At 44.3% G+C, this 16,708-nt stretch carries 9 protein-coding genes; 6 read left to right on the forward strand and 3 right to left on the reverse strand.

From position 1 onward, the window contains the following. The first annotated feature begins 18 nt into the window (after positions 1-18). From FHT21_RS10575 to FHT21_RS10585, 3 genes are read left to right on the forward strand one after another with little or no spacing between them, the layout of a single operon-like run. A complete protein-coding gene (locus FHT21_RS10575; RefSeq protein ID WP_167294631.1) occupies positions 19-756 on the forward strand; it encodes an Error-prone repair protein ImuA in 738 nt (245 codons plus the stop codon). A gap of 2 nt (positions 757-758) precedes the next feature. Beyond that, a complete protein-coding gene (locus tag FHT21_RS10580; RefSeq protein WP_167294632.1) occupies positions 759-2,255 on the forward strand; it encodes a DNA polymerase Y family protein in 1,497 nt (498 codons plus the stop codon). A gap of 11 nt (positions 2,256-2,266) precedes the next feature. Next, complete coding sequence (locus tag FHT21_RS10585) at positions 2,267-5,491, forward strand: error-prone DNA polymerase (RefSeq protein WP_167294633.1); 3,225 nt, start codon at positions 2,267-2,269, stop codon at positions 5,489-5,491. 200 nt (positions 5,492-5,691) lie between these two features. On the opposite strand, the gene FHT21_RS10590 is transcribed toward FHT21_RS10585, so the two are convergent. Both FHT21_RS10590 and FHT21_RS10595 read right to left on the reverse strand, forming a co-directional pair. Then, positions 5,692-5,871 carry a histone H1 gene (locus FHT21_RS10590; protein WP_167294634.1) on the reverse strand — a complete coding sequence of 60 codons (180 nt, stop codon included), beginning with the start codon at positions 5,869-5,871 and terminating at the stop codon, positions 5,692-5,694. A 102-nt stretch (positions 5,872-5,973) separates the two neighbouring features. After that, positions 5,974-6,303, reverse strand: coding sequence for a hypothetical protein (locus tag FHT21_RS10595; RefSeq protein ID WP_167294635.1), 330 nt, complete (start codon positions 6,301-6,303; stop codon positions 5,974-5,976). Positions 6,304-6,880: 577 nt separating this feature from the next. Between FHT21_RS10595 and FHT21_RS10600 the strand changes: the two genes are divergently transcribed. The 3 genes from FHT21_RS10600 (at position 6,881) to FHT21_RS10610 (ending at position 15,169) form a co-directional block, all read left to right on the forward strand. After that, positions 6,881-10,861, forward strand: coding sequence for a hypothetical protein (locus FHT21_RS10600; RefSeq protein ID WP_167294636.1), 3,981 nt, complete (start codon positions 6,881-6,883; stop codon positions 10,859-10,861). A 41-nt stretch (positions 10,862-10,902) separates the two neighbouring features. Then, positions 10,903-14,682, forward strand: coding sequence for a DUF6443 domain-containing protein (locus FHT21_RS10605; protein ID WP_167294637.1), 3,780 nt, complete (start codon positions 10,903-10,905; stop codon positions 14,680-14,682). Between the two features lie 238 nt (positions 14,683-14,920). Beyond that, positions 14,921-15,169, forward strand: a complete 249-nt coding sequence (locus FHT21_RS10610; RefSeq protein ID WP_167294638.1) for a hypothetical protein — start codon at positions 14,921-14,923, stop codon at positions 15,167-15,169. Positions 15,170-16,132: 963 nt separating this feature from the next. On the opposite strand, the gene FHT21_RS10615 is transcribed toward FHT21_RS10610, so the two are convergent. After that, a complete protein-coding gene (locus FHT21_RS10615) occupies positions 16,133-16,705 on the reverse strand; it encodes a UPF0758 domain-containing protein (RefSeq protein WP_167294639.1) in 573 nt (190 codons plus the stop codon). Positions 16,706-16,708: the final 3 nt, after the last annotated feature.

The raw sequence follows: 16,708 nt of genomic DNA on the forward strand, positions 1-16,708 counted from the left end.
ACAAAAAGGAGGTTGATCATGGAACAGGCAGCAAAAAAACAGGTCATTGAAAGCTTAAGGGAGCAGATCCTTTCCATGCAGGGTTATAAGACCGTATCCAAAAGTCAGCACAACATCTCAGGTCTCGAGCTTTTTGCACCTGCTTTTCCAGGCAGCTCTTTCCCGCTTCAGGGTAGCCATGAATTCATATCTGAAAGCCGGGAACAGACCGCGGCTAGCAGTGGCTTTATCAGCGGGATACTGTCCGCACTGATGAAGGACGGCAGTCCCTGTATCTGGATCAGTGCCTCCAGAAAATTATTCCCGCCGGCAACCAAAAGATTTTTGCTAAATGCGGCATCTATTATCTTCATCGACCTGCAAAACGAAAAAGAACTCTTATGGGTGACCGAAGAAGCACTTAAATGCGAAGGACTCGCTGCTGTGGTCTCCGAAATCCCGGACTTGAATTTTGCCACCTCCAGAAGATTCCAGCTAGTGATCGAAAAAAGCAAGGTCACCGCCCTATTCTTAAGGGAAAATCCAAGAATATGCTCCAATACCACCTGTTTGGCCCGCTGGAAGATCAGCCCATTGCCCAGCATACTGCCAGAAGGCATGCCCGGTGTTGGTCAGCCCAGCTGGAAAGCAGAACTGTTGAAAGTGCGTAACGGCGAAGGTGGCACCTTTGAAGTATGCTGGTCTGGCAGCACATTCGAGCAACCACAAAAAGAAAACACCAGGGCTTTACCTATCCATGAACTGCAGGCAGGATAAAGATGACAAAACGATTTTTAAGCATATGGTTTCCGTTTCTGCTAACGGACTGGAAGACTATCCGCCGCCCGGAATGGAAAGAACGGGCGATGGTATGTGCTGGAACCGGTCACGGACGTATGATGGTCACCGCTACAAACAAGGAAGCAAACGCCCAGGGCATCCATAACGGAATGCCACTTGCCGATGCGCGGGCCATTGTCCATGAGCTCGAAGTCTTTGATGAAAAACCGGGAAGAAAAGAAAAACTGCTCGAAGGCCTTGCCAGATGGGCCATCCGTTACACCCCGCTCTCTTCTACCGGCCCCGATGGCATCCTGCTTGACATCACGGGATGCTGTCATTTATGGGGCGGAGAAGAAGCCTACCTTAAGCATATCAGCAGCAGACTCCAATCGTCAGGTTATACCGTAAAAGCGGCAATCGCCGATACCATTGGCACTTCCTGGGCACTGTCCCGTTATGGTAAAGGAGCTGAGATCGTAGCACCATACCAACAGCACTTTGCTTTACTTCCCCTTCCACCGGCAGCACTCAGGATCCCGGGTGAAACCACCGAAAAACTGCACAAACTGGGCTTAAACCGGATTGAACGCTTTATAAACATGCCCCGCAGCACCTTAAGAAGAAGGTTTGGCGAGAACCTGCTCATCAAAATAGCACAGGCCATGGGCGATGAACCTGAGGCCTTTATCCCAATTACCACCATTCAGGAATTTGAAGAAAGGCTGGCCTGCCTGGAACCTATCCGCACAGCCAAAGCTATTGAAATCGCCATCGAAAGACTGCTTGGCAAACTTTGTTTAAGAATTAAAAAAGAAGGATTGGGCCTGAGAAAAGCAGTACTGAAAGGTTACCGGATAGATGGAAAAACAATATCAACTGCTATCGGCACCAACCGCCCAAGTGATGACCCCATACACCTGATGAAACTCTTTACGCTCAACATTTCGGGAATTGCACCTGGCATGGGCATCGAGCTTTTCACGCTGAGTGCTGAAAAGACCGAAAAAATGGAACGTCCACAGGAAAAAATCTGGGCCGGTCAGGCCGGCCTTGACAGCCAGCCGCTGGCAGAATTACTGGACCGCATAGCTGGAAAAGTGGGTAAAAACGCCATCCACCGTTACCTGCCCAGGGCAGACTACTGGCCGGAAAGAGCAATTAAACAGGCTAAAGATCTCAGTGAAGACAGCGGAATAAATTTCTATAATCCCTTGAACCGTCCCATACAGCTGCTTCCAAGACCGGAACGGATCGAAGTTACCGCACCCATCCCCGATTATCCGCCCATGCTCTTTATCTACCAGGGTGTGCGTCACAGCATCAAAAAAGCAGACGGACCGGAAAGACTCGAGCGTGCCTGGTGGCTGGAAGAAGGAGAACACCGTGATTATTATACTGTCGAAGATGAAAAAGGGAACCGCTACTGGCTTTTCCGCTCAGGCCACTATGCCGCCGAAAACTCGGCCTGGTTTATCCATGGATTTTTTGCCTAAAAGGAAAAGCGATGGAATATACCGAACTTCAGGTCACCAGCAACTTCAGTTTCCTGCGCGGCGCTTCGCACCCCGAAGAAATCGTGGAAGAGGCTGTCCACATGGGTTATAAAAAAATTGCCATTACCGATCACAATACCCTTGCAGGGATCGTGCGTGCACACGCCGCCGCCAGAAAACTTGATTTCCAGCTCATACCTGCCTGCAGGTTAAACCTTGTGGACGGTGCATCCCTGCTCGCCTATCCCACGGACACCGAAAGCTACGGCAGACTCTCTGCACTGCTCAGCCTTGGCAATCTGCGTACCGAAAAAGGCAGCTGTGAACTCTATAAAAAAGATATATTCGAATATTCAAAAGATATTATTTTCATCGCCATCGCGCCCGATAGCCTTTCAGAGAATTTTGATTTTCAAGCGGACTTTTACGCAGACCTTCAGACCTACAAAGAGGGACTTGGGAAAAACCTGTACCTGGGCATTAACAGGAGCTATCAGGGAGAAGACCAGAAGAGGATGTTCCGCCTTTCGGAAATCTCCAAAAAAAACGGTATTCCGCTGGTGGCAACCAATGATGTCTATTACCATAACCCCGAAAGGCGTGAACTGCAGGATGTACTGACCTGTGTAAGGGAAAAATGCACCATCCAAAATGCAGGCTACCTGCTTTTCCAGAATGCCGAGCGGCACTTAAAGCCGGAAGAAGAAATGAAAAGGCTTTTCCGCCAATATCCCGATGCACTCAAAAATGCCGTAAAAATTTCTGATGCCTGCACTTTTAGCCTTGATAGCTTAAAATATATTTATCCAGAGGAGATCACCTCGGAAGGCAGAACGCCACAACAGGAACTGGAATACCTGACCATAAAGGGGGCGCACGAAATCTTTGGTGAACACCTACCCAAAAAAGTAACCGATAACATCAGCCATGAAATGAAATTCGTGGAGGAAATGAACTATGCTTCCTATTTTCTCACCGTTTACGATATCGTGCGTTTTGCAAGGAGCCAACATATCCTTTGCCAGGGCCGTGGCTCTGCCGCCAACTCCACCATCTGTTACTGTTTGGGCATCACCTCGGTCGACCCCACCAAATTCGATCTTTTATTTGAACGTTTTATATCTTCCGCCCGCAACGAACCGCCCGACATTGATGTGGACTTTGAACATGAACGCAGGGAAGAAGTCATACAGTACATCTATAGTAAATACGGACGCGACCGCGCAGCCATTGTAGCGACCGTCACCCAGCAGCGCCAAAAAGGTGCGATCCGCGATGTGGGTAAAGTGATGGGGCTATCGGTGGATACCATCAACCGGCTCTCTTCCTCCATCTGGGAATTTACCGATGAGTGGTTCGAGGGCGGAAAACTTACCGAACAGGGCCTCAACCCGAATGATCCACTGCTTCGAAAAGTACTTGGACTTACCGCCCAGATGATGGGCTTTCCAAGACAGCTGGGTCAGCATACAGGAGGCTTCGTCATCACCAGGGGCAAACTGACCGACCTCTGCCCCATCCTCAATGCCCGTATGGAAGAGCGCACCAATATCGAATGGAACAAAGACGATATCGACACATTGGGCTTTCTCAAAATCGATGTACTTGCCCTTGGCATGCTGACCTGCATCAGAAAAGGATTCGATCTGGCCAAAGCGCATTACAACCTTGATCTGACCATGGCCAAGATCAACGAAAATGAAGATCCCAAGGTTTATGAAATGATCAGCCATGCCGATACCCTGGGCGTTTTCCAGATCGAAAGCCGTGCCCAGATGTCCATGCTGCCACGCCTGAGGCCCAAATGTTTTTATGACCTGGTGATCGAAGTAGCCATTGTACGTCCAGGCCCCATCCAGGGTGATATGGTCCATCCCTACTTAAGACGGCGTAACGGAGAAGAAAACGTGGAATATCCTTCCGAAGAGTTAAAAGATATTCTGCACCGAACATTAGGCGTTCCCCTCTTTCAGGAACAGGCCATGAAGATCGCCATTGTTGCCGCAGGCTTTACCCCAGCAGAAGCAGATGAGCTGCGCAGGAGCATGGCCACCTTTAAGGCCAAGGGCATGGTGACCAAGTTTGAAGAAAAACTCATCACCGGTATGACCAGTAAAGGTTATACCGAGGACTTTGCCAGACGCGTATTCAAACAGCTCGAAGGTTTTGGAAGCTATGGTTTCCCAGAAAGTCATGCGGCCAGTTTTGCCCTGTTGGTCTACGTATCCTGCTGGCTCAAATGTTATTATCCCGATGTCTTTGCCACAGCCCTGCTCAACAGCATGCCCATGGGCTTTTACCAGCCTGCCCAGATCGTCATCGATGCTAAAAAGCATGGAGTGGAAATCAGGCCCATTGACATCAATTATTCCACCTGGGACAACCGACTGGAAGAAAGGTCCGGAAAATTTCATGCACTCCGCTTAGGTTTTAGGCAGATCAAGGGCATGAATACTGAAGATATCGAATACCTGACCAATGGCAGAAAAAAAGCATACAGTCATATCCACGAACTAATGGATGCCGGGCTCAGCTTATCTGCCCTGGAACGGCTTGCCGATGCCGATGCCTTCCGCTCCATTGGTTTGGACAGAAGAGCTGCCCTTTGGGAAGTATCCGCCATGGCCGACCGCCCGGTTGCACTCTTTGAAAACCAGCCTTCAGAAAGCAGCCTGGAAATGCAGGCCACCCTGCCCCTGATGAGCAAAGGTGAGCACGTGATCCAGGACTATGCCTCCACATCCCTATCGCTAAAAGCACACCCGGTGAGCTTTGTACGTGAACAGTTAAGCCTGCTCCGCGTTTTGCCAACCCAAGACCTTGCGCAGGCAAAAGACGGACAGACCATAAAAGTAGCAGGTCTCGTCCTGGTCCGCCAGCGTCCCGGTACAGCAAAAGGCGTATGTTTTATCACCATTGAGGATGAAACAGGATTTACCAATCTGGTCGTATTTGAAAACCTGTTTGAAAAATTCCGCAAAGAAATCATCCAGTCCAGACTACTGATGGTTGAAGGAAAGCTGCAGATAGAAGGCGAAGTGATCCACGTGATCGTCAAACGCTGCTTTGATCTCACCAGCCTCCTGCGATCGATTGACAGGGAAGAAAACAATGGTTTCCCGGCAGTCGCTTTCTCCAGATCTGATGAAAGGACAGCACCCTATTCCGGCAAAGACTTACCACATAAAGGCACTCCGGTAGACTCCGTAATTCCAGGAGGCAGGAATTTTAAGTAACAATCATTTATGTTGGGGCATTAAAATACGCTTTATTCTGCAACAGGGACAGCAGCGGATACCAGCCCGTGGTTAAGGCCAGCAGGCGTATGAGCGGACAGCCCGGCTGTTGCCCAAACGGCAAAGCACGCCAAACCCAATAAAAGCAAAAAAGCCACTGATTAATACCAGTGGCCTTATTTCCCAAAACAGTTTCCTGTTTATTTTGCGCTGTTCTTTTTCTCGGTCACCTCAGCCCTGATCTCCTGAGCAAGGTTTTTAAGGTCCTGCATTGCTTTACGTACACGTGTACCAGCTGCAGCGTTTCCTCCATCATAAAATTTTGCTACATCAGCTTCAACTGACGCAATCACTTCCTGTACCTGTTTGAATTTGTCCATAACTGTTTTTTTAAGGGCCAAAAGACCCGGGTATTAATTTACTTTATTTAATAAAACTCTATTCCAACTAAAACTAAACATTTCAGGGAGAAAGCAAAAGCACTATTGGAAATCCAGATGCCCGGCATCACTGCTTACCCCTATCGCATTTGCCCTCCAGAGGATAAAGCCCAATCTGCCACAGCATTCTGCCACGAAATATTCTATATCGGCAGGAACGTCATTCACGATCCGGAAGCGGATCTTGTATTTAGGGTTATAACTGATATAGACCACCAGGTCATCATCGGAAAATCCCCTGCCGGACAACGGCCTGAAATGGACTTCCTGCAGCTCCTTGGCCGTCCGGACCAAACGGTCGTTCATTACTTTCGCCAATGCTTTTTCGGGCTTAAAATCTGTCTCTAAAATAGCCAGTACGGTTACGGTCATATCGCAAAAATAGACAGATAATGCGCATTGTCAAGATGCGACAAATAAGTTCCTGAAAATCAAGGGAAATATTTTTAGAACATTTGAGTTTCTTATTTTATTCGAAATAGATAGGATCTTCTGTCTGATAAATATGGCGATTATAAAAATCAGCCCTATTTCTATATCAGACAAAACGACAAACAAATCTAGGACGAGTCACATCCGGCAATCAAATTGGTGGCCAGTTTGGCCGGAAACAGGGATCATTTTTACTGAAATACACATGACCAGCTATAGCGAGACAAGACAATAAATAATCTTAAAAACGTCATAACAACGGTTTTGTCATAAAATATAGCAGGTTTGTGTAAAAATCTTTACTATACAGCCTCCAATTCTAAACTTTGCAATCTAAAAAATTCAACCAAATATGCACTCTCAAAAATATTACAATCTACAGTCACATCCGTTTCCTTACCTTTCGAAAGTTATCTTGCCCATATCAAAAAGCATGAGTTAAGTAATTCTTATCGTTCAGGGTCTGACAACTTTTTTCTTTTCTTAAATCCAACTTCTATCCAAATACATAAATTTTATGATGAAACGATTCGTTCAGTTTTTGGCATTCTGTGCCCTTTATCTACTATCATTCAATTGTTACAGTCAAGCTGATATACCTATAGATTACCAAAGGGGAACAGCAATGGTTGCTGTTCCCCTTTACGAGATCAAAGACCGGGGGATCAGTATCCCCATTTCGCTTTCCTACACTTCAACTGGGGTCAAACTGGCTTCAACTGAATCAGGAGGTGATCTGGTCGGAATAAACTGGTCTCTTCTGGCGGGAGGGAGAATATCAAGGAAAGTCAATGGTCTTCCGGATGATTATTCAAGTATGCAAAAAGCGGGATGGCTTACCAATAACACCTCAAAAAGCATAGAAAACTACCTCTTCAGTGCAGATAATGCGCTATCTACGTGTGATGAAGGGCCAGACTGGACCAACCTTGACAGCAATACGGGCTTCCGTTATAAAGACACTGAACCGGATGAATTTGAGATAATGTTGCCTGGGCTATCCGGAAAATTTGTATTCGACAATAACAGGACGATCAGAACTGTTCCATACCAAGATATTACGGTCAAACCTACTTTTGCGGCCGACGGGGCTATCGCCAGTTTTGAGATCCTTTCACCTGAAGGCATAAAGTATGTGTTCAGCAAACGGGCAATGACCATTGTAAGGACAGAAATGATGCAGGAAAATCAAGACGAAAACAATATCACCATATTTAGGAGGAATTATGATCTATACAAATCTCTGCCTGGGGACATTATGGCAGGTGCTGGTGTAACTTATACAATGTATTGGGCGCTTACAGAAGTTCTCTCTCCCCAAGGAGGAGACATCAAAATAGACTATTATGAACCTAAACCACTGACAACATATAACTATACTACCGGAGCCGCGGAAATTGCCTCCCCAGACGTCAGCCCTGTCGCGTTAGTTGATGCAGTTTCTACAGTGAAAAGATTTTATCTCAAACTATCAAAAGAACAGGAGCTGCGTATCAAAAGCGTATCAGCTTCTACCGGCAGCCGTGCGGATTTTTTTATTTTCAAAAACCAGCAACCAGGGATTGACCTCAATAGATTAGAGGAGGCCTATACCAAGATTACTGTTTCTGATTCCGTTGAAAACCAGTTGCAGGTACTTAAGAACTTTGATCTATCCTATTATACCGTAAAAGATCCGCTAAATAAAGTCAGAAGGTCTTTTTTAAAATCAGTACAGGAAGGAACAACCTGCTATAAATTCCCGCCTTATACCTTCAACTATTTCGGCATTGACAACTCAACGACAAATCTTAATGAAGGATCAAGCAATGCACAGGATTATTTTGGATATTCCAACAACACAGAACCAGGCCTAGTTGATGTTCGGGCTCCAAGCATGTGGTATGGAGCAGATCCAGGAGGTCAGATACATTTCAGTTTGTACAATTCTATTGTTACAGGAGATATTACCTATAGATTACCAACAGAACCAAATATACCAAACAGCCGTGAAATCCTGCCCTTAACGATTACAGATGGATCATTATCAAAAATTGTATATCCTCCGGGTGGATATGTGACCTTTGAATATGAGCCAAACCAATATTACAGTCAGTCGGACAACACGCATTTTCTTGCCCAGGATACTTACGGTCCAGGAATTAGGATAAGAAAGATTGTAAGTCATGACGCATTAGACGAAAACAATAACATGGTAAAAGAGATCGAGTATCTAAACGAAAATGGATCATCAAGCGGCGTTGTTACTTCGCCATATCAGTTCGCCGTCGACGCTAACGCTCTATTAGTATCAAAATTTAATCTCAACGAGAATGCAGAACTTAGATATCAAAGAGTGACCCTTAAGGTTGCCGGAAAAAAAAGCACGGTCTTTGAATACGAGATGCCTCCGGCATTCCCTGCCCTAACATCAGGCGATTGGAACGCAACATTGATCAAACCAATCCGGTCAAATATTGACGGAATATGCCCTGAAGGAACCTTCCTTTCGTCAAAGCCTTACAGTTACCCATATGTCAAAAATACAAATACGGATCAGCAAGATGGTCTTTTAAAGCATAAATATGATTTTAATGGAGATGGAATTTTAGTAAAGCGTACAGACTATGAATATCAGCGTATCACACCCGGCGCTGCAATGATTAAAGCCTTCAAGTTCGACAATATGTTCAATAGTTATCTGGTTGGTGAATATAATATCCTAGCTGATGTTAAACGCGTGCTTAAGAAAGAAACTTCGACAGACTTTGATCCTTCAAATCCAGCGATTAAAGTTGAGAAATCTGTTTCAAGTTTCTATGAAAGCACAAAGCACAAGTTCCTTACACGTATTTTAAGCCAAAACAGCACCGGTGAGACCCTCGAAAGAACGTTTTCTTACGCAAAGGATTTCAGTATGGATGCAGCATTTCCCGATGAGACATCTCTTGCCCTAAAAAACATGAATGATGCCCATATCTTGACGCCAATTGTTGAGGACGCTTCATGGATAACAAGAAATGGAGTAAAACGCATCCTAGGATCAACCTTGACCAAATATAAGACTGTGGGCTCCGTAGTCGGGCTAAAAGCAGAAATACTATCCTTACCAAAGCTTGATGGAGGATTCTCCACAGCTGTCCTTTCACCTGTAGGAGGAGTCCAGCAGTTTATTTCAGACCCCCAATATCTTTCTACAGGAAAGTTTGAAACATATGACGACAAAGCGAACCTCATCAATTTCAGCGATGGAAAAAAAAATCAGAAAGCTTTTCTGTTTGGGTACAACAAGAAATATTTGATCGCCGAAATCGTAAATGCAAAAGCTGATGAAGTCGCTTTTTCAGATTTTGAAGTCAGTACTGAACAATCGTTTGAAGTAGAAGATTACGAAAACATCAGCACCAATGATTACTATTCAGGGAACAAAGCACAATACCTTAACTATAGTTACTGGATAAAAAAAACAGTCCACAAAGGGAGAGGCAAATTCTATCGCTTAACCTACCACGGAAAGACCATGGAATTTGCAAACGGACAGGTTGACATTGAGTTAAGCGATGGCAACCATACTGTTAGCGCATCGATAACAACCAATCCTTCGCTTACTGAATGGAAGTTTTACGAGAAAATGCTAGATGTCTCATCACTGAACAGCACTTTTACCATTACCATCAGGCCACGCTGTGATCTTATCATTGATGACCTTGCATTTTACCCTGCCGCTGCCACACTGACGGCCTATACTTATCAGATCCCATTTGGGAAATCTGCTGAAATCGACAGCAGAGGTAATATGGTTTCTTATGACTACGATGATCTTGGAAGACTAAAATTCGTAAAGGATGGGGACAGGAACATTGTGAAACATATCCAGTATAAGATCAACAACGATTTCCCGGTTGAATTTAGTGCCGATTTCACTCAACAAGTAACATCTAACATCGAGGGTTACCAAAAAACCACTCCCGGAAAAGCAAATGTTGGAGACACTTATTATTTTAAACAGCAGAATACCTGCGTCTCTGAGTTGACACATAGCTGGTACGTGAATGATATTTATCAGGGCAATGGTCCTGGCCTGGACTATACTTTCAATGCTATTGGAAACTACACTATTAAACATGTCGTTTCCCATCCGATCTCAGGCACAAAAACAGCAGAGACAACTTTAGAAGCAATCAAAATCCCACTAACAATTGAACTGAATACTAATGGCGCGAGGGAACTGACTTGGTGCGACTATCAAAATGGTACCATTACCAAGACTTTCACAGCCACTATCAAAAGCGGAAGTTCAAATGGGCCTGTCGTCTATAACTGGACTTTTCCTCCGTTCAACAATACTAACCCAGCAATCCAGAAAATTGCTGGCGGTGGAATAAACGATAACTACATCACCATCAGATATCCTTATGGTTATTATGTAATGTGCAGAGCGAGCAATGGACAGCAGGAAACCCTAACCGAATCAATACGGATCGATTACTACAATACAGATTGCTTGAATGGTCAATAAATTACGTCCTCTATCAACCTCTTAAAATATAGAACCTTTATATGAAGTATATATATATCACATTGTTAAATCTGGCAGCCGGCCTTATTGGCTTAGACGCAAAAGCGCAGGTGCAAAGGAACTTTGTAAAAACGACAGTCCTCCTTAAGGAAGGAAAAAAGACGCAGACCGATGTTGAACTAAGTCCCTCTGCTGACAAATTCATCACATATGAGTATCAAGATGGTTTTGCCAGACCCATACAGCTGATAACAGTAGGATCAAGTCCTTCCGGTCATGATATGGTCCAACCAATACAATATGACAATTACGGAAAGAAATCAAAGAATTACCTTCCATATACCGCCACAACACAGACCGGAGTTTACCATGAAGCACAGTTTACCGAACAGGCTGCATTTTATCAGAACCCAAACGATAAAATCGCAGACAGCAATTCCCCATACTCCATTTCCAGATACGATGAATCCCCCGCAGCTAAATTATTAGAGCAGGGAAATCCCGGAGATGATTGGCAACTGGCGAGCGGGCATACGATAAGACAGGGATTTTCTGCCAACACGGCGGAAGATCACGTCAAAATCTATAGTCAATCCGGAATACAGGGTGAATTTTCAGCATCCCTGCTCTCTAAAACAAAGACAATAGACGAAAACAATCATGAAACACTTTATTTTTCGGACAAAAGCGGAAGACTTCTTTTAAAAAGAAAGCAGCTTGACGCCAGCATAATTGAAAACGGACAGGCCGAGCAGGTTCCCTATCTCGACACCTATTACATATATGATGATTACGACAAAATCATTTATCAGATTCCGCCAAAGGCAGCTGCAAAGCTCGCAGCAAATGCGGTAAGCTGGGACCAGAATTTTATAAACGGCAATCTATTCAGTTATACCTATGACAAACTCGGACGGATGGTTACCAAGAAAACACCTGACGCTGCAGCTGTGTATATATGTTATGACAAATTCGACCGTCCAGTATTCATACAGGATGGAAACCTAAGGGCACAGAACAAGTGGTTCTATAATAAATATGACGTCGGAAACAGAATCATAATGCGTGGTATTTATAATTATCAGGATCCTCTGAGCCCAGGAGACAGCCCCCGAGAGAAACTTCAGAATTACCTTGACCAAATGAATTATGCCACCTCGCCCCAACTTAGCTATGAGGAAAGGGTATCAAATACAATCCATGGCTATACGAACCAGACTTTCCCCAGTTCAGGAATAGAAATCCGGTCAGTATACTACTATGATGACTATGATTTTGACAACGACGGTAGTGCAGATTACAACTACATTCCTCAAGGCCTGCCAAACGAAGAAACACTAAATATCACAGGAAGCGGGTTTGGCCAACTTACAGGCACAAAAAATGTATTACTGGGAACCTCAGACTGGCTCATAGCCGTTTCCTTCTATAATAAAGAAGGCAAAAGGATCCAGCTTAGGAACAACAATCACCTATCCTTGGACGTCAATAATCTGACAACAGCTGTATATAATTTCAATAATACTTTAGCAGTCACCAAAGTGGCGCACAATGCAGGGCTAGGGAGGGAAACAAATGTTGTAAACAGATTTGTTTATGATCACATAGGAAGAATGCTTGAATGTTACCAGAATAATAATTCGGCTGCCCAAGATCAGTTACTGGTCAAATACGAATATAATGAAATTGGACAATTAGTCGACAAAAAACTACACGACAAGGGCAATGGTAGTTTTTTACAGTCGGTGGATTTTAGGTACAACATCCGTGGTTGGCTAACAAACATTAACAATAGTTCATTAATGGCTGATGGGACGAGCAATGACGAGGCTGACGACCTTTTTGGAATGGAATTCATTTACAATACAGAACAGGCTGGGCTCACAGACCTACCTGGCGCCACTCGGAATTGGAATGGGAACATCACCGCTGTAAAATGGAAGGTGCAGGCCGCTGCGACAAGTACGCATAACGGAAATGCAATTAGGGAAAGGAGTTATCTGTTAGCCTATGACAAGATGGACAGACTGAGCAATGCAGGTTACAGGGCATACGATGGTGCATCATGGACCGCCGAACAGGGAGGCTATGATGAGTCCGCAGTCTATGACCGGGCAGGTAACATATTGGCACTACAGCGCAATGCATTAAGCAACGGCTCATCTACGTCTACACTAATTGATGATCTTCATTACACTTATAATGATGGTGGCAACCAATTAAAAAAGGTCGAGGACTTGAGCTCTAACCCTGAGGGATTTAAAAACTCAGCAGACAATGCAGTTGAATATGCTTTCGATGATAACGGAAATACGAACCGTGACGACAATAAAGGAATCAGTCAGATGATCTACAATGAGATAAACAAGATCGAACAAATTATATTCACTGACGGCAGAAAGATTACATATCAATATAGTTCCGATGGAACCCGCATTTCAAAATCCGTTTATCAGACGGGAAGCGGGACCCCGTTCAAAAAAACAGATTATATTTCCGGGTTCGTCTACGAAAATAATGCCCTTAGCTATTTTTCTATGCCGGAGGGAAGAGTCAGGGCATCAGGACAAAATCTAACTTATGAATACTTTATCAAGGATAATTTAGGAAATGTAAGGGTTTCGTTTGAACCAGTGGATATCGGCGGGACATTGTATACAAAACTGGTACAAGAAAACCATTATTACCCATTTGGCCTTTCAATGAAGGGAATGGCCATACAGATTGCGCTACCTAGCTTAGCAAATAAAAACCTGTATAATAACGGTAGCGAGCTTCAGGATGATTTCGGAGATGACCCTAACACCTACAGTACCCCAACACGGGAATATGACCCTGTTTTGGCTCGCATGAATAGTATTGACCCCATGTCGGACAAATATGCAGATTGGAGTACATATAATTATTCTTTTAACAATCCGGTTAATTTAAATGACCCAAGTGGGGCCGACCCTTACAATTGGAGAGACCCATATGATTATGGAGATGATTATTTCAAAGGATGGGACGGCGGTTTTGACGATGGCAGCTCTGGCAGTAGTTCAAGTGGCTACGGTGAAACATTCGATGATTTAGTGAACAGGCAATTCGGAGGGAACCCCTGGGCAATGGCCAATTATTTTTGGAACCAAAGCCCAGCGGGTACAGATTATCATTACGTGCCTTCGGGCGATGGTTATGCAGCTGCAAGAATTTCCGGCTTCACTGCTTCCGACGGGATGATGTTCTATACGGTAGGCTCATATTTTCAAAGCGACGGCGAAGGGAACTCGGTTATAAGCAACGGCGTTTCAGGGGAATACACATCAATAATGATCAACAATAATTCCCAACCTATTTCATCTAATCAGAGCGTTGAACAGAGCGGACCTGACTGGAGGGGAGTCGGAGAAGCCACCCTTGGATTGCTCGGAGGAGTAGCCGAAATCGTTACTGCTGTGGGAACTGAATGGTTTTCAGCTGGCCTTAGTACACCGGTTTCACTAGCTCTTGCCACAGATGGAATAGTCCGCGCAAGTACTGCTTCCGTCAAATTGATGGCAGCTATTGGGGGACAAACATGGGCAAGGTCAATGCCGGGGAATTTGGGCGGAGTTATTGGCGCGGTCGCCGACAATTATACCGGATCTACCAACGGACAAAAAATCGGAACTTTGGTTAATGATGCTTTTACCGTAATTTTGACGGGAGGAACATCGGGTACAATGACAGCACTATTGGATCCAGCAGTTCCGATGGCAATGAAAGCGCTTACACTAGGCGCTCAGACAGGTGCCTACTCAGATGTATTAAGTAACGGAGGTGTATATGACAGAAAATAACAAATGGACTTTAGAGGCAAACAGCAAAAGTGATCTCTTTTACAGTAAATGGAAAAAAGACACTTCGCAAAGTGTTTTTTTCGCCGCTCCAGTTGCGGTTGTAATCTGTTTGGTTTGCTTTACTCTGATAGTGGGGGTCTCAGTCAAGCTCATTTTTATATTGCTATTACCATTGGGCGCCATTATAACAAGCTTGGTATACAGCACACTATTCCTTAGGAAAAAGTATATCAACGGCATGATAAAAAAAATACATCTTGAGAACTATGTCATCCAGATCGAAACTTATGGTTGGTTTAACCATAAGCCCCTATATGGTTCCTTTTCTGTAAACGACATTCATATCAGTAGTCATTCCGATAATGCTTTTTTCAAAGGGAAACACTTATGGATACTGAATGGAAAAGGAATGGAAAACACCAACTTATACATGATTGAAGATTTTTTTGATAGCAATTTACATTCATTGATAAAAGAAATTAACTAAGATAGTATCTGTTTGACAATCTTTGTACAATAGTTTTAGCTGCTACCCTAAGCGTGAGCAGTAAATAGCACATATTATAAAACCACAGCCCAGTAAAAAAATCCTGGACTGTGGTTTTAAATACCATATTGCCGATCAAAAAACTTTAAGCTTGCAATCTGAACTGCCTCCGAAGCTTGATCTATAGATATAATATATCGATAGATACGAAAGATCTGTCAGATGATTTCTGAAAAAAAAATATGTTTTAATGACGCAGGCGCGCTGCTGAAAAGAAAAATTATTACAAATATGGCATCTGCGCTTAAGATGGGCTTTCGCTAAAAGTGTGCACCAGTTTTCGTTCCAAAATGTGCACCACCCTTTTTACCATCCGGTCTTGATGGAATCGTAAAGACTGAGCCAAATATATCCAATCTTCCCCGATTCCTTTCCTTCATTTTCCAATCTATCTTTCCTGTATTTGATCTGTCAATCCTCCACGGGAGATGGTTTTGCAAGAAAAACAGCCCTCCTGGACACGATTTATAGCAAATCAGCCGAATTTTAAAAACACATCAGAATAAGGAATATAATTTTTGATTTTAAGGCTATTAGAACATCTCCATCTCGGTTTCTCTAGACGAAACGACAAATGATCCAACCCTGCTTTTCAGAAGCTTAAAACCGCTTAAAATGAGCCGAGCAGCCACTTTCAAGCGAAATCTAGTGACCAATATAGTCCGAAAAAGATGGCCACGATGGATGTAAACCAGTGGCCACTTTTAGCGGAACCCCCAATTTGCTCAAAAAGGTAGAAGCAAAATTTTGTGCAGTTAAAAGCACCTTAACCGCCCACATCTACCCTCATTCACCCCTACCTATCGTTCACCAAAAACCCAGGCCTTTTAGCCCATAAAAAAACAGAATAAAAAAGCCCCTGGCGCGACACCAAGGGCAAACAAAAATCAGAAAACAATAAATCTAATACCTTCCCAACCGCCTGCCCAGTTCCATCGCCGCCATAACCGAACTCGATTTGGCGATCCCCATCCCCGCAAAACGGCAAAGCCCAGGAAAACCCAAAACAGATAATTCCTGCAAGTTTCCCTCTACACTGCCCAGTATACGGTAAGCCAGGTCAATTGCCGATTCACTAGGAGTCCCCGAACCGATCAGCATGGCCAGCAGCTCCGTATCGGTCATTGCAGCCGGACCATTCTCCAGCATTTTTTCCCGTGGCCGCAGCTCCGCTTCCATTCCTTTAATCCCCCGCACCTCCTTCTGCTGATTCAAAAGGTGCATATCCTGAACAGAATCGTAGCCTTGCCCATAATGAGCGGCCATCGTCATCAATGAAGAAAAGCTTCCGATCAGCATTTCAAAATCCTCTTGAAATACCCGCAAGCGCTCCATGTGGTAAGTGCCATCTTCTTGCGCATCGCTCCTTGTAAAACAGATGTAATTACTCCTGTTACTGGCAATCTTATAATCCAAAAAGTAACGCCTTTTCCCACGGGAGAAAGTTTCTGATACCAAAATGTTGTGTTTTTTCATCAC

It is taken from the genome of Pedobacter sp. SG908, assembly GCF_011759615.1.
GTDB classification, from domain to species: domain Bacteria; phylum Bacteroidota; class Bacteroidia; order Sphingobacteriales; family Sphingobacteriaceae; genus Pedobacter; species Pedobacter riviphilus.

Bases quoted from the DNA above. Each gene is read 5' to 3' on its own strand.
- FHT21_RS10580 (WP_167294632.1), top strand. From the start codon at position 759: ATGACAAAACGATTTTTAAGCATATGGTTTCCGTTTCTGCTAACGGAC.
- FHT21_RS10575 (WP_167294631.1), top strand. From the start codon at position 19: ATGGAACAGGCAGCAAAAAAACAGGTCATTGAAAGCTTAAGGGAGCAG.
- FHT21_RS10605 (WP_167294637.1), top strand. From the start codon at position 10,903: ATGAAGTATATATATATCACATTGTTAAATCTGGCAGCCGGCCTTATT.
- FHT21_RS10595 (WP_167294635.1), bottom strand. From the start codon at position 6,303: ATGACCGTAACCGTACTGGCTATTTTAGAGACAGATTTTAAGCCCGAA.
- FHT21_RS10600 (WP_167294636.1), top strand. From the start codon at position 6,881: ATGATGAAACGATTCGTTCAGTTTTTGGCATTCTGTGCCCTTTATCTA.
- FHT21_RS10585 (WP_167294633.1), top strand. From the start codon at position 2,267: ATGGAATATACCGAACTTCAGGTCACCAGCAACTTCAGTTTCCTGCGC.
- FHT21_RS10610 (WP_167294638.1), top strand. From the start codon at position 14,921: ATGATAAAAAAAATACATCTTGAGAACTATGTCATCCAGATCGAAACT.
- FHT21_RS10590 (WP_167294634.1), bottom strand. From the start codon at position 5,871: ATGGACAAATTCAAACAGGTACAGGAAGTGATTGCGTCAGTTGAAGCT.
- FHT21_RS10615 (WP_167294639.1), bottom strand. From the start codon at position 16,705: ATGAAAAAACACAACATTTTGGTATCAGAAACTTTCTCCCGTGGGAAA.